The following is a 12,776-nucleotide window of genomic DNA, read 5'->3' as shown; positions in this document are numbered from 1 at the left end:
GACTGTCAGCCAAGTCGGGAGAACCGGCGCTTCAAGTCGCTCACCTCGCGGCGCAGATTCTGCAGGTCGGACGCGTCCAGCCCGTTCGCCCTGGCGATATCGTCCACCCGGCGGCCGGCGTCGTCCAGATGTCTGCCGCCCAGCCCGAGCTCTGATTCGATTTGTTGCCGCGACGCAGCCTGCTGCCGGAGGCGCTGCTTCATCCATTCGTCAAGATACGGATGGTCCACCAGCGGTTGCCTAGCGAGTTGCCTTCTCCTGTCTTCGCTGATCTCTCCGCGCCCTTGCGCGCCCCTCAGCCTGACATCGAGGGTCATCTTGGCGTCCTGCTCGTGCTTTTGTGCCTGTGCCAATCCTTTTTCGGCGCGGACGATGATGGACCTGGCTTGTCGGATGGACTCCCCGGCACGGGCCTGTGCCTGCATGGCCCTGGACTGCGCCGCCGTGACGGGATGTTGTCCCGTCCCCCGCTGCGTGGCGGACGCGGTCCGGGTGGCCGCCGGCTGCCCGGTGGCCGGCGGCTTGGCGGGCTTTCCCCTGAGCCGCTCGGCGAGCTTGGTGTAGATCCGTCCGATGAACCGGGTGGCGGTGAGCAGCCACTGCTGCATGCGCTGGGCGACCGGCCGCAGCAGCGGCCTGATCAGCGCCCGTCCCTGCGGCGTGAGAGCGGCCAGGCCCGCCATCCCGGCCAGCCCCACGAGGATCCGGCCGGCCCATTTGACCGCGTTCCACGCGACCTGCGCGGCGCCCGCTCCGAGCGAGGCGAGCTGCGCCTGGGCGGTGCTGCGCCGCAGCACGCCCGCCTGCCCCGTCACGTGCTCGGCCAGCGCGTCCGTGGCGGCGCCGGTGTTCGCACCCCCGAGCCGGAACGCGCGCGCGCCGTCGCCGGCGACCGACGCCTGCGCGCGGCCCAGCGACTCCAGAACGCCGGCCTGGCGTTCCAGCTCGGTGGTGTCCGGCGGGCGCGGAACACCCAGCAGGCCGAAACCGGCCTCTTCAAGCCCGGTGGCCATGGTCGGCGCTCACCTCGCCCATCGCCGCCGCCTCCGCCTGTGCGTTCGTCGCCGCCATCAGCACCTGGCCCTGTCCCGTCCCGCCCGCACGGCCGCGACGACGTGACCCGCCAGTTCGTGCGACCCGAGACGCTTCGCCCACGGATCCAGGCCTCAGCCTGGCCAGCACGCCGTCCCCTCCGACGATCGCCCCGACCAGACCAGCGGCGACCTCCCCGGTTCCGGTGTGCGGGTCGTCCTCAGGCACCGCACGCACGTCATCCCTCCAGCGTTGAACGGTTTGACACATCCGAGTCAACAAATTAAACCAGCCCCAAATGCGCATGACTACTCGGCAGCAGGAATATCTCCAGCCCTCACACGATGGCGGCCCCAGTGCCTGCGATCAGGGCGCAGAGCTGACCCAGCCGGTAGGAGACCTCAGAGACCACGGTGAGCGCCGCCATGAAACCCGACACCGATCATGGTGAACGCGAGCATCACGGTGATCGGGGCGCTGCAGGACGACATGGAGCCGTACGCGATCGACGCCTGCGGCCAGTACATCAAGTTGCGCCGCTCGTCCGACGCGATGCCGTACAACGAGCCGCAGGTGATCGTCGGGCACGACCAGCACGGCGAGCGCGTGCGGGCGCTCGCCGCGTACGTGGACCGCGGCGCCGCGGTGGGGTGAGCCCTCCCGTCGTGTGACCGGCGGGCCCGCCAATCACACGATCCGGTACATCTGCTGGATGTCGAACGGGCCGTTGATGTCCATGCGGGTGGTGAACGCGCGGTCGGCCAGCTCGGCGTGCCGGAAGGTCAGCTCGCTCACCTGCTGCCGCATGCCGTTCAGGTCTGAGGCGTCCAGCCGGTTTTTCTCGGCGATCTTGAACCCTTCGTTCACGCGCCGCCGGGCGTCGTCCAGGTGACCGGCGGTGTGCCTGCTGAGTTGCGTCTCGATCTGTTGCAGCCGTTCTCCCTGCTGCCGCAGGTTCCATCTGGACATCTCGTCGAGATACGGGTGGTTCGCCAGCCCTTGTGCGTCGAGCCGGGCCCTGGTGGCGGCGTCGGTCCCGTAGCGGGCGTACGCGGCCCTGAGCGTGTCTCTCGCGTCACGCACATGCCTTTCGACCTGGCTCAGCCGTTCGCCGGCCCGGTCCAGGCTCATGGTGGCCTGGTTCGCCGAGATCCTGGCGCGCGTGGCCTCGGACTGCGCCGCCGTGACGGGATGTTGTCCCGTCCCCCGCTGCGTGGCGGACGCGGTCCGGGTGGCCGCCGGCTGCCCGGTGGCCGGCGGCTTGGCGGGCTTTCCCCTGAGCCGCTCGGCGAGCTTGGTGTAGATCCGTCCGATGAACCGGGTGGCGGTGAGCAGCCACTGCTGCATGCGCTGGGCGACCGGCCGCAGCAGCGGCCTGATCAGCGCCCGTCCCTGCGGCGTGAGAGCGGCCAGGCCCGCCATCCCGGCCAGCCCCACGAGGATCCGGCCGGCCCATTTGACCGCGTTCCACGCGACCTGCGCGGCGCCCGCTCCGAGCGAGGCGAGCTGCGCCTGGGCGGTGCTGCGCCGCAGCACGCCCGCCTGCCCCGTCACGTGCTCGGCCAGCGCGTCCGTGGCGGCGCCGGTGTTCGCACCCCCGAGCCGGAACGCGCGCGCGCCGTCGCCGGCGACCGACGCCTGCGCGCGGCCCAGCGACTCCAGAACGCCGGCCTGGCGTTCCAGCTCGGTGGTGTCCGGCGGGCGCGGAACACCCAGCAGGCCGAAACCGGCCTCTTCAAGCCCGGTGGCCATGGTCGGCGCTCACCTCGCCCATCGCCGCCGCCTCCGCCTGCGCGTTCGTCGCCGCCATCAGCGCCTGGCCCTGTCCCGTCTCGCCCAGCCCGGCGGTCACCTCCGCGGAGCCGCCGAACAGCGCCACCAGGTAGTCCTGGTAGGGGCCGGCGAAGTCGGGGTAGGGCAACGGGCCCGTGCTGCCCGCCACCTGCCCCCGGTAGTCCTCGTGGACCTGCTGCTGCTCGTCCGTCAGCGTACGGAAGTGCCGGGCGGACGCTTCGCGGCCGGCGACGTCCCAGGTGATCTCTTCATCTGTCATCACGGTGCATCTTTCCTGAGGGCGGATCGTCCAGGCGGCGCAACATCTCTTCCAGACTGGACGTCAACCGGGCGAAATCGCTGGCCGCCTGGGCTTCCATGTCGTTGACGCGGCGGATGAACTCCTCCGTGTCCGGGCCGTCCTCCGCGGGCGTGGCGGGCTCGCCGACCCGCGCCAGCCGATCCTGCTGCGCCGCCCGCACGGCGGCGACGATGTGGCCGGCCAGTTCGTGCGACCCGAGGCGCATCGCCCGCGGGTCCAGCTTCAGCCTGGCCAGCAGGCCGTCCTCACCGACGGCCGCCCTGACCTGACCATCGGCCGCCTCCCCCGCTCCGGTGGGCGGATCGTCCTCAGGGGCCGCTCGCACGTCATCACTCCAGTCTCGTTGCTCACCTTTGACACATCTGGTTCATAGGCATTAAACCCGTCCTGATCGCTGCATGACCACCCGACCGACGTCAGGTGATCGGCGGGCCGGTGTAGGAGGCGCGCAGGCGGAGGAGGGTGCCGCGCTCGTACTCCTCAATGGCGTGCGCGAGCCAGCCCGCCGCCCTGGCGACCGCGAAGATCGCCTCGCCCGCGCCGCTCACCATGCCGCTGACGGCGGCCAGGATGGCGAGGGAGAAGTCGATGTTGCGCTCGGGCAGCCGCCTGCGGCGCATCTCGGCCAGCACGGCCTGTCCCGCGGCGATCCGCTCGTGCTCCGGCGCGGCCTCCTTGACCAGGTCCAGCAGGGCGCCGCCGCGGCCGTCGCCGTTGGTGTAGATGCTGTGACCGAAGCCGGGGACACGTTCGCCGCGGCGCAGGCGACCGGTGATCGCGCGCGCGGCCTGGCGTGGCTCGTCGACCTCGGCGAGCAGGCGCTCCGCGCCGTACGAGGCACCGCCGTGCAACGGGCCGCCCAGCACGCCGAGGCCGGTCAGGACCACGGCGTACGGGTCCGCCCGCGCGGAGGCGGCGACCCTGGCGGCCAGCGTGGAGGCGGCCAGTTCGTGGTCGGCGAGCAGCACCAGCGCCGCTTGGAGGGCGCGGAGCAGGCCGGGAGCGGGCGGCGCCGGGCACAGGCGGGACCACAGGCGCTGGGCGATCGACTCGCCCTGGGGCTCGCTGAGCCGCGGCATGGCGTCGACCAGGCCGGCGATCAGGCGGCGGCCCGTGTCGCTCACGGAGGCGGGATCGAGCTGGTGGCGGAGGGGGTCGGAGGCGCCCAGCACGGTGGCGATCACCTGGAGGCGATCGAGCGGCAGCAGGTCCTCCGGCAGCCCTTGCTGGGCGGCGACGGCGGCCCGCAGCGCCTGCGGATCGCACCGCCACACCGCGCCGCCGGAGGGCGCCGCAGGCTCCTCGCCGTGACCGCCGCTTCCCGCAGGGGAGCCGGCGGGTGCGGGCCGCTGGTGCGGGAGGGCGGGGCCGGCGGTCCAGAGCCATGCGGCGACCGTCTCGAAGCCGCTGGTCGCGGCGAGCTCCAGCACGTCGCGCCCCCGGTAGTAGGGCCGGTCGACGCCGAGGGCTGTGACGGCCGACTCGATCACGAGCTCGGGCGGCCGGTTGCGGGGGCGGCCGCGGCGGGCGAGGCGTTCGACCTCCTCGGCGGAGAAGAGGCTGCGCCGCCCGTCGTCGCCGTGCCGCCGGCGCAGCACTCCCCTGCTCACGTACGCGTACAGCGTGGCGGGTTTGACGCCGAGCCGTTCGGCGGCCGTGGCCGCGTCGATCCACTCCATCGCGGGGAAGCCCTCCGGCATGTTGACGAAAATCAATATTGATACACGTTGAGCAACCATGTCAACGTGAGGGCATGCCCAACGTTCATTTCCTTGATGTCACCAACCGGGACGGCGTGCAGACCGCACGCACCGGCCTGTCGAAGTTCGGCAAGACCATGGTCAACTTCTATCTGGCCAGGCTCGGCGTGGCTCAGTCCGAGATCGGTTTCCCGTTCCTCTTCCACGAGGTCCCGTACGTCAGGGCGCAGGTGGCGCTGGCCGAGGCCGGGGCGTTCGGTGAGCTGCGGCTGTCCGGCTGGTGCCGGGGCGTGCCGCAGGACGTGGAGAAGGCGGCGCCGCTCGGGCTGAAGCACTACAACCTGTCCATCTCGACGTCCGACTACATGATCCAGAACAAGTTCCGCGGCCGCCTGGACAGGGAGGCGATCCTCAGGGAGATGGCGGCCGCGGTCCGCGCGGCCAAGGCCGGAGGCGCGCTGACCGTGGGGGTGAACGCCGAGGACGGCTCGCGTACGGACGACGCCTTCCTGCTGGAGTTCGCCCTGGCGGCCAAGGAGGCGGGCGCCGACCGCGTGCGCTACTGCGACACGATCGGCGGTGACACGCCCGGCCGGATCCGCGAGCGCTTCGCCGAGCTGGCCGCGGCGACCGCGATGCCGGTCGAGACCCACTGCCACAACGACCTCGGCATGGCCGTGGCCAACTCGGTCTCGGGCGCTCTGGGCGATCTCGACGCGGGGCAGGACGCGTGGATCAACACGTGCGTGAACGGCGTCGGCGAGCGCTCGGGGAACGCCGACTTGCTCTCCACCATCCTGGCCTTCGAGCACGGCTTCGGGCTCGACGCCGAGATCGGCGACGCGCTCGACCTGTCGTGGGCCCGCAGGTTCGGGTTGTGGGCGAGCTACGCGCTGGGGCAGCCGCTGCCGTACAACCAGGTGGGGGTGGGGCGCAACGCGTTCGCGCACGAGTCGGGCATCCACGCCGACGGCGCGCTGAAGGACCACGGCAACTACGAGCTGTACGACGAGGCGACGCTGGGGCCGTTCCCCGAGGACTGGCACGCGAGGAGCGGGCGGGTGGTGCTGACCGGCGAGTACGGCGGCAAGGCCGGGTTCGGGCACGTCATGGACGGGCTGGGGATCGGGACGCCCGACGAGGAGCTGGCCTTCCGGCTGGTGCAGCTCTGCAACGCGATGACGGGCAGGCCGCTCACGGACGACGAGCTGCGCCTGATCGGGACGTACCCGCGGGAGCTGGCCCTGCTCTTCCCGGGTTACGAGAGCGGTTGAGGCGTTCCGGCCGCGCTGACTTCACGGGCCGGCTTGAAGGAGTCAGCCCGTGAAGTCAGCCCGTGAAGTCAGCCCGTGAAGTCAGCGCGGCCGTGGGCGCCACGGCTCTGTTCGACCGCCGTGTTGATGACCCTCATGTTACCGAGCCCGCCGCCGCGATTTGTTGGTTTCATAGGGATTCGTCGCCCGTCTCGGGCAGGGCGAGCAGGCAGAGCAGGCTCAGCAGCGCCATCGCCGACACGTAGCCGCCGACCGCCAGCGCTCCCATGCCGCCGGCCTGCATGCCGGTGGCGACCAGCGGCGGCACCGCGCCGCCGAGCACACCGCCGAGGCTGTAGGCGACGGACGCGCCGCTGTAGCGGTATTCGGTCCTGAACAGCTCGGGCAGGTACGCCCCCATCGGTCCGAAGATCAATCCCATCAGCGCCAGCGCCCCGGCCAGCGCAAGGCCGGTGAGGAAGACGGACCTGGTCTCCATCAGCGGGAACATCACCAGTCCCCACACGACGGCCACGCCGGTGCCCGCGATCAGGGTGCGGCGCCGGCCCAGCCGGTCGGAGACCATCGCCGAGACCACGGTGCCCGCCGCCATGAACACGACCCCGATCATGGTGAGCGCGAGCATCGTGGTCTTCGGGATCTCCAGCTCGCTGGTCCCGTACGCCAGGCAGTAGGTGGTGGCGGTGTAGAAGAGCGTGTACGCGATGGTCATGGCGCCGGCGCCGAGCAGCACCCGCCGCCACTGGTGCCGCATGAGCCCGGCGAACGGCACCTTGGCGATGCGCCGCTGGTCCATGGCCTTCTGGAAGACGGGCGTCTCGGAGATCTTCAGCCGTACGTAGAGACCGACGATCACGAGCAGCAGGCTCGCCACGAACGGCAGCCGCCACCCCCAGCTCCCGAACGCGTCGTCACTGAGCGTCTCGCCGAGCACGAGGAACAGCCCGTTGGCCACGATGAAGCCGACCGACGGGCCGAGCTGCGGGAACATCGCGTAGAGTCCGCGCTTGCCGGGCGGCGCGTGCTCGGTGGCCAGCAGCGCCGCACCACCCCACTCGCCGCCGAGGCCGATGCCCTGCGTGAACCGCAACAACACCAGCAGCACGGGCGCCATGACGCCGATCGCCGCGTATCCGGGCAGCAGCCCGATCGCCACCGTTGACAGGCCCATCACCAGCAGCGACACGACGAGCATGGACTTGCGGCCGATCCGGTCGCCCCAGTGCCCGAACACCGCCGAGCCGAGCGGGCGCGAGATGAAGGCGACGGCGAACGTCGAGAACGACGCCAGGGTGCCCGCCACCGGGTCGAGGTCGGGGAAGAAGGCGGCGTTCAGCACGAGGGCGGCGGCGGTGCCGTAGATGTAGAAGTCGTAGAACTCGATCGCGGTGCCGATGAGGCTGGCTGCCGCGACCCTTGACCTGCTGGGGGCCACGGTCTGGGGGGATGTCGTCATACGGGTCTCACTATGCGGACGGGCGTCTTGTGAAGCGATACGCGAACGCTATCACCTGGCGCTATGTCACATCAGATAGGTTCGTAGCCGGACCTCCCCGGGAAAGGAGCAGGCTTGGCCATCGACCTGGTCATCTTCGACTGCGACGGCGTGCTCGTGGACAGCGAGCCCATCGCCACGCGCGTGGGCACCGCCGCGCTGCGGCGTCTGGGCTGGACGATCGACGAGGCGGAGTACGCCGAGCGTTTCGTGGGCTGCACCAACGAATACTGGGCCGAGCAGGTCGGCGAGACGCCACCGGGCTGGCGCGAGCAGCTCAACGCCGAGCACAAGGCCGCGATGATGGCGGAGCTGCGGGCCATCGAGGGCATCGAGGCGGCGATCGACCAGCTCACGGTGCCGGCCTGCGTGGCCTCCAACGGCCGGCACACCACGATCCGCCGCAGCCTGGAGCTCACGGGGCTGGCCAAATGGTTCGACGGACGGGTGTTCAGCGCCGAGGACGTGGCGAGGGGCAAGCCGGCGCCCGACCTGTTCCTGCACGCGGCGGACACGATGGGGGTGCCGCCGGAGCGGTGCGTGGTGGTGGAGGACAGCCCGTTCGGGGTGACGGCGGCGATGAGCGCGGGCATGCGCTGCCTGGCCTACGCCGGCGGCTTCACCCCCGCCGGCCGCCTCGCGGGCCTGGGCGCCACGCTCTTCCACGACCCGGCCACCCTGCCGCGACTGATCACGTCGCTCGGCTGAGCAGACGTCACAGGCGCGCCGCCGTCAGGCGCGGAGCTTGACCACGTACCGGTAGCGGTCACCGCGGGCGGCCGACCGGGTGTATTCGACGGGCCTGCCCGCCCGGTCATAGGTCCACCGCCTGATGACGATGATCGGGCTGCCGACCGGGACGTCGAGGACACGGGCCTCGCGCTCGTCGGCGGCCTCGGCGTGGATGCTCTCCGTGGCCTCGGCGACCCTGATGTCGAGGTCTTCCGCGAGTGAGGCGTACAGGGACTGGCGGCGGGTCAGGGCCTCCGGGTCGATCCGCGAGCCGATGCGGTCGGGAAGCCACGAGTCGAGCAGGGCGAAGGGCGAGCCCGAGCCCGTCCGCACCCTGCGGACCAGCCAGGCGACCTCGGAGGGGAGGAACCCGAGGATCTCCAGGGGAGGGCTGGGGTCGAGGCGCACCTCGACCTCGGTGATGCCCGGCTGCAGGCCCAGGTCGCGCAGGAGCACGGTGAAGCTGCGCAGGTTGCCGAGGGAGTGGCTGATGCCGAGGTCGGCGTTGACATAGCTGCCGGATCCGCGGCGCCGGGTGATCAGGTTGGCCGCGGCGAGGTGGTTCAGCGCCACCCGCACGGTGTTGCGGCTGACGCCGTACTCGTCGGTGAGCGCCTCCTCGGACGGCAGGCGCTGCCCCGGTTTGTAGCGGCCTTCGAGGATGTGCGTGCGCAGCGAATCAGCCACGATCTCGTGCGCATGGCGCTTGGTCATGCGGGCCCATCTCCCCTCGCTCGCGAACCCGGCGCAGACCGAAGTACCAGTCAACTAGCTCCATGCACAACATATACCAACAACATCCAGATTTGTACCTACAACTCTTGACACTCGTTGGTACTAATTCTTACGGTGGCCGCGTCGGGCGAATAAGGGGGCGCGCCTACAGACCTGTCCGTTCGTCTCCTCGGGATGCGATATGCGAAACATCAGTGCCGGGCTCGTGGCCATCTGCACGGCCGTCGCCCTGGCGGCCTGTTCGACCGTGGGAGGGCCGGCCGGCCAGAGCGCCGCTCCCAGCACCGGTGACGGCGAGGGGCCCAAGGTGGCCTTCGTCTCCCAGGTGGAGGGCGTACCCTACTTCTCCGCCTTCAAGGAGGGCGCGGAGAAGACGGCGAAGTCGCTCGGCATGTCGTACACCCAGGCGGGGCCCTCCACCGCGGACGCGACCGAGCAGCTGCGCATCTTCAACAGCCTCGTCCAGCAGGGCTACGACGCGATCGCGGTGTCCCCGCTCGACCCCCGGTCGATGAACCCGGCGATCGCGGCCGCGCGGAAGAATGGCATCGTCGTGGTCACCTCCGACGCCGACGCGCCCGACAGCGAACGCCAGGTGTTCGTGCAGCAGGCCTCCGACGCCGCGCTCGGCGCGACCGTGATGGACGAGATCGCCAAGGCCATGGGCGGCACGGGCAAGTACGGCATCGTGTCGGGGGCGGCCGACACGCAGACGTTCAACAGCTGGGTGGCCGAGGCGCGCAAGCGGCAGGAGTCCACCTACTCCGCCATGGAACTGGTGGGCGGCGTGCGCTACACCACCGACACCGCGCAGGCGCTCAAAGAGGCGCAGGACCTGATGACCGCCTACCCCGATCTCAAGGCGATCATCGCGGTGCCGTCGACCGCGGTCCCCGGAGTGGCGCAGGCCGTCCAGAACGCCGGCAAGGCGGGAAAGGTGGCGGTCTCCGGTTTCGGTTCGCCGCGGACGGCGCGCCCGTACGTCGAGTCCGGGGTGATGAGCTCCACCGTGCTCTGGGACGTGCCGAACCTGGGCGTGCTGACCGTCTGGGCGATGAAGCAGCTCATGGACGGCAAGGAGTTCGCCCCGGAGAACACCGTGCCGGGGCTGAAGGACCCCGTCGAGTATTCCGCGGCGACCACGACGCTCGTCATGGGCCCGCCGATGGTCTTCACCAAGGCGAACATCGCCCAGTATGACTACTAGGAGCGACGTGCGGCCCATCCTCTCGGTGTCCGGCCTGTCCAAGAGCTTCGGAGCCACCACCGCACTCGACGACGTCAGCTTCACGCTGGGGGCCGGCGAGCGGCTCGCGGTGCTCGGCGAGAACGGCGCCGGCAAGTCCACCCTCATCAAGATCATCGCTGGCGTGTATCCGCCCGACGGCGGCGAGATGGTTCTCGACGGCGCACCGCACCGGCCAGCCTCCCCGGGGGCCGCGCTGGCCGGCGGCGTCAGCGTCGTCTACCAGGAGCCGTCGTTCTTCCCCCGGCTGTCGGTGCTGGAGAACCTCAACGTCGGCCGCGAGCCCCGCGACCGCGCGGGCCAGGTCGACTGGCGCCGGATGCGCGGGAGGGGCGAGGAGCTGTTCCGGCGGCTCGACGTCCCCGTGGAACTGCTGACCCGGCGCATGGACGCGCTCAGCCTGGCCGAACAGCAGCTGACGCTGATCGCCCGGGCGGTCGACGTCGAAGCCAAGGTGCTGATCCTGGACGAGCCCACCTCGATCCTGACCGACGCCGAGGTCCGCAGGTTGTTCCTCATCGTGCAGCGGCTCTCCGAGGCCGGGGTGGGCGTGTTGTACATCACCCACCGCTTCGAGGAGCTCGAGCACGTCGCGGACCGGTTCATCGTCCTGAAGGACGGCAGGCTCGCCGGCGACCTGCCCGCCTCGGAGGCCGACCACGACAGGATCCTGGAGATGATGTCCGGCCGGCCGGTCAACTCCGCCATCAGCCGCTCACCCGCCCGGCCCGGGCCGGTCATGCTGGAGACCTCGGGGCTCACCGTGCCGGGAGCCGTGTCGGACGTCGACCTGACCGTGCGCGGCGGCGAGGTGGTCGGCCTGTACGGACTCGTCGGAGCCGGGCGTACCGAGCTGGCGCTGACCGTCTTCGGCGTGCTGCGCCCCAGCGCGGGAACCATGCGGGTGGACGGCGAGCCGCACACGCCGCGCGGCCCGCGCGACGCCATGGCCCGCGGCATCGCCTACCTGCCGGAGGACCGCAAGACGCTCGGCATCTTCCCCGGCATGGACACCCTCAGCAACATCACGGCCGTCAAGCTGCCGGACCTGCTGGGCCGGCTCGGCGTCATCCGCCGCGCCGAGGAGCGCGAGCTCGCGACCTCGTGGATCGACCGGCTGCGCATCAAGGCCCCGTCACCCGCCTTCCCCGTCACCGGCCTGTCCGGCGGCCACCAGCAGAAGACGCTGTTCGCCCGGCAGCTCGCCACAGAACCCAAGATCCTCATCCTGGACGAGCCGACCCGGGGCATCGACGTGGCCACCAAGACCGACATCCAGCAGCGCCTCGTCGAGGTGGCCCGCGACGGCACCGCGGTGCTGGTCGTCTCCAGCGACCTGCCGGAGCTCCTCGCCGTCTCCGACCGCGTCTACGTCATGCGGGAGGGCCGCATGGCCGCCGAGCTGAGTAGCGACGACCTGACCGAGGACGCGGTGCTGCGCGCCACGATGGGGGTGAACCGGTGACCACGACCACCGTCCCCTCCGCGTTCGCACCCTCCGCGCGGATGCTGGTCCTCCTGCGCAACGCGCTGCTGCCGATCCTCCTGATCGCGGAAGTGATCTTCTTCACCGTGGCCGCCCCCGGCTTCCTGTCCGCGGCCAACCTCGCCAACGTGGTGATCAACTCGGCCGACCTGGCGCTGCTGGCCGCCGGCGTGACGCTGGTCGTCCTGCTGGCCGGGATCGACGTGTCCGTCGGGCCGATGCTCGGCGTGGTCGCGTGGGTCGGCGCCACGCTCTTCGTCGCCGGCATGCCGCCCCCGCTCGTCGTCGTGATCTCCGTGCTGCTCGGCGGCGCGCTCGGCGCGATCAACGGCGGCCTGGTCGTCGGCGGGCGGATCTCCCCCATCATCACCACGCTGGGCACCGCCGCCATCTTCAAGACCGTGCTGTTCGTCCTCTGGAACAGCACCGACGTCTTCGCCGGCCCCGTCGTGCCCGCGCTCGGCCCGGCCCGCGCCGGCGGAATCCCCCTGGTGGGCCTGGTCGTGCTGGCCGTGTTCGGCGTGCTGGCGTACGTGCTGCGGCACCGGGTGTTCGGCCGGCGGCTGTTCGCCATCGGCAACGACGCGGAGGGCGCGCGGCTGCTCGGCGTACCCGTCGGCCGGACGGCGTTCGCGGCGTACGTGCTCGTGGGCGTCCTCGTCGGCGTCGCGGCGCTCATCTACGTGGGCAGGGTGGGCGTCGTCCAGGCCACGGCCGGCAACGAGCTCACCCTCCCCGCGATCGCCGCCGTGGTCGTCGGCGGCACCAGCATCCTCGGCGGTGAGGGCGGCGTGCTGCGCACCCTCGGCGGCCTGGCCTTCATCGCGCTGCTGCAGAACGGCGTCGTCCTGATGGGCGTGCCGCCCTTGTGGAACGGCGTGCTGGTCGGGGCGGCCGTCGCCCTCGCGGTGGCCTTCGACGTGCTGACCCGGCGCACCCTCGACAAGCGGATCGGAGCGAAGAAATGACAACGGGAGCCCT

Annotated in this window: 13 protein-coding genes; 6 read left to right on the top strand and 7 right to left on the bottom strand. The window is 71.1% G+C overall.

Features of this window, described 5'->3' with window-relative positions:
• Positions 1–5 precede the first annotated feature (5 nt).
• Positions 6–1,013 (bottom strand): hypothetical protein, encoded by a 1,008-nt coding sequence (locus ACTWPV_RS08850; protein ID WP_443151324.1) that lies wholly within the window; start codon positions 1,011–1,013, stop codon positions 6–8.
• Positions 1,014–1,476: 463 nt separating this feature from the next.
• Here ACTWPV_RS08850 and ACTWPV_RS08845 point away from each other — a divergent pair, with 463 nt between their 5' ends.
• Positions 1,477–1,686, top strand: a complete 210-nt coding sequence (locus ACTWPV_RS08845; protein ID WP_443151323.1) for a hypothetical protein — start codon at positions 1,477–1,479, stop codon at positions 1,684–1,686.
• A 33-nt stretch (positions 1,687–1,719) separates the two neighbouring features.
• On the opposite strand, the gene ACTWPV_RS08840 is transcribed toward ACTWPV_RS08845, so the two are convergent.
• The 4 genes from ACTWPV_RS08840 to ACTWPV_RS08825 all read right to left on the bottom strand — a co-directional run bounded on the left by ACTWPV_RS08840 (position 1,720) and on the right by ACTWPV_RS08825 (position 4,827).
• Entirely contained in the window at positions 1,720–2,784 is a 1,065-nt protein-coding gene (locus ACTWPV_RS08840; protein WP_443151322.1) for a hypothetical protein, read from the bottom strand.
• Positions 2,768–3,085, bottom strand: a complete 318-nt coding sequence (locus ACTWPV_RS08835; protein ID WP_443151321.1) for a hypothetical protein — start codon at positions 3,083–3,085, stop codon at positions 2,768–2,770. The genes ACTWPV_RS08840 and ACTWPV_RS08835 overlap by 17 nt, the downstream gene beginning before the upstream one ends.
• A complete protein-coding gene (locus tag ACTWPV_RS08830) occupies positions 3,075–3,452 on the bottom strand; it encodes a hypothetical protein (protein ID WP_443151320.1) in 378 nt (125 codons plus the stop codon). The genes ACTWPV_RS08835 and ACTWPV_RS08830 overlap by 11 nt, the downstream gene beginning before the upstream one ends.
• A gap of 91 nt (positions 3,453–3,543) precedes the next feature.
• On the bottom strand, positions 3,544–4,827 hold the full coding sequence (locus ACTWPV_RS08825; RefSeq protein ID WP_443151319.1) for a citrate/2-methylcitrate synthase: 1,284 nt from the start codon (positions 4,825–4,827) through the stop codon (positions 3,544–3,546).
• 53 nt (positions 4,828–4,880) lie between these two features.
• Between ACTWPV_RS08825 and ACTWPV_RS08820 the strand changes: the two genes are divergently transcribed.
• On the top strand, positions 4,881–6,101 hold the full coding sequence (locus tag ACTWPV_RS08820; RefSeq protein WP_443151318.1) for a LeuA family protein: 1,221 nt from the start codon (positions 4,881–4,883) through the stop codon (positions 6,099–6,101).
• Positions 6,102–6,270: 169 nt separating this feature from the next.
• Here ACTWPV_RS08820 and ACTWPV_RS08815 read toward each other — a convergent pair whose 3' ends face one another.
• On the bottom strand, positions 6,271–7,557 hold the full coding sequence (locus tag ACTWPV_RS08815) for an MFS transporter (protein ID WP_443151317.1): 1,287 nt from the start codon (positions 7,555–7,557) through the stop codon (positions 6,271–6,273).
• Positions 7,558–7,671: 114 nt separating this feature from the next.
• Here ACTWPV_RS08815 and ACTWPV_RS08810 point away from each other — a divergent pair, with 114 nt between their 5' ends.
• Entirely contained in the window at positions 7,672–8,304 is a 633-nt protein-coding gene (locus tag ACTWPV_RS08810) for an HAD family hydrolase (protein ID WP_347644186.1), read from the top strand.
• A gap of 24 nt (positions 8,305–8,328) precedes the next feature.
• Here the strand turns inward: ACTWPV_RS08810 and ACTWPV_RS08805 are convergent, their stop codons facing one another.
• Positions 8,329–9,042, bottom strand: coding sequence for a GntR family transcriptional regulator (locus ACTWPV_RS08805; RefSeq protein ID WP_347644187.1), 714 nt, complete (start codon positions 9,040–9,042; stop codon positions 8,329–8,331).
• A 202-nt stretch (positions 9,043–9,244) separates the two neighbouring features.
• Between ACTWPV_RS08805 and ACTWPV_RS08800 the strand changes: the two genes are divergently transcribed.
• From ACTWPV_RS08800 to ACTWPV_RS08790, 3 genes are read left to right on the top strand one after another with little or no spacing between them, the layout of a single operon-like run.
• Entirely contained in the window at positions 9,245–10,270 is a 1,026-nt protein-coding gene (locus ACTWPV_RS08800) for an autoinducer 2 ABC transporter substrate-binding protein (RefSeq protein WP_443151316.1), read from the top strand.
• A 7-nt stretch (positions 10,271–10,277) separates the two neighbouring features.
• Positions 10,278–11,774, top strand: coding sequence for a sugar ABC transporter ATP-binding protein (locus ACTWPV_RS08795; RefSeq protein ID WP_443151315.1), 1,497 nt, complete (start codon positions 10,278–10,280; stop codon positions 11,772–11,774).
• On the top strand, positions 11,771–12,763 hold the full coding sequence (locus ACTWPV_RS08790) for an ABC transporter permease (RefSeq protein WP_443151314.1): 993 nt from the start codon (positions 11,771–11,773) through the stop codon (positions 12,761–12,763). The genes ACTWPV_RS08795 and ACTWPV_RS08790 overlap by 4 nt, the downstream gene beginning before the upstream one ends.
• The last annotated feature ends 13 nt before the right edge of the window (positions 12,764–12,776 follow it).

This window comes from Nonomuraea sp. KM88 (assembly GCF_052245635.1).
GTDB lineage: Bacteria > Actinomycetota > Actinomycetes > Streptosporangiales > Streptosporangiaceae > Nonomuraea.
Note: the sequence above shows the minus strand (reverse complement) of the source record. Positions and strands in the feature narration are given on the sequence as shown.

Bases quoted from the DNA above. Each gene is read 5' to 3' on its own strand.
- ACTWPV_RS08845 (WP_443151323.1), top strand. From the start codon at position 1,477: ATGGTGAACGCGAGCATCACGGTGATCGGGGCGCTGCAGGACGACATG.
- ACTWPV_RS08805 (WP_347644187.1), bottom strand. From the start codon at position 9,042: ATGACCAAGCGCCATGCGCACGAGATCGTGGCTGATTCGCTGCGCACG.
- ACTWPV_RS08840 (WP_443151322.1), bottom strand. From the start codon at position 2,784: ATGGCCACCGGGCTTGAAGAGGCCGGTTTCGGCCTGCTGGGTGTTCCG.
- ACTWPV_RS08835 (WP_443151321.1), bottom strand. From the start codon at position 3,085: ATGACAGATGAAGAGATCACCTGGGACGTCGCCGGCCGCGAAGCGTCC.
- ACTWPV_RS08800 (WP_443151316.1), top strand. From the start codon at position 9,245: ATGCGAAACATCAGTGCCGGGCTCGTGGCCATCTGCACGGCCGTCGCC.
- ACTWPV_RS08850 (WP_443151324.1), bottom strand. From the start codon at position 1,013: ATGGCCACCGGGCTTGAAGAGGCCGGTTTCGGCCTGCTGGGTGTTCCG.
- ACTWPV_RS08825 (WP_443151319.1), bottom strand. From the start codon at position 4,827: ATGCCGGAGGGCTTCCCCGCGATGGAGTGGATCGACGCGGCCACGGCC.
- ACTWPV_RS08820 (WP_443151318.1), top strand. From the start codon at position 4,881: ATGCCCAACGTTCATTTCCTTGATGTCACCAACCGGGACGGCGTGCAG.
- ACTWPV_RS08815 (WP_443151317.1), bottom strand. From the start codon at position 7,557: ATGACGACATCCCCCCAGACCGTGGCCCCCAGCAGGTCAAGGGTCGCG.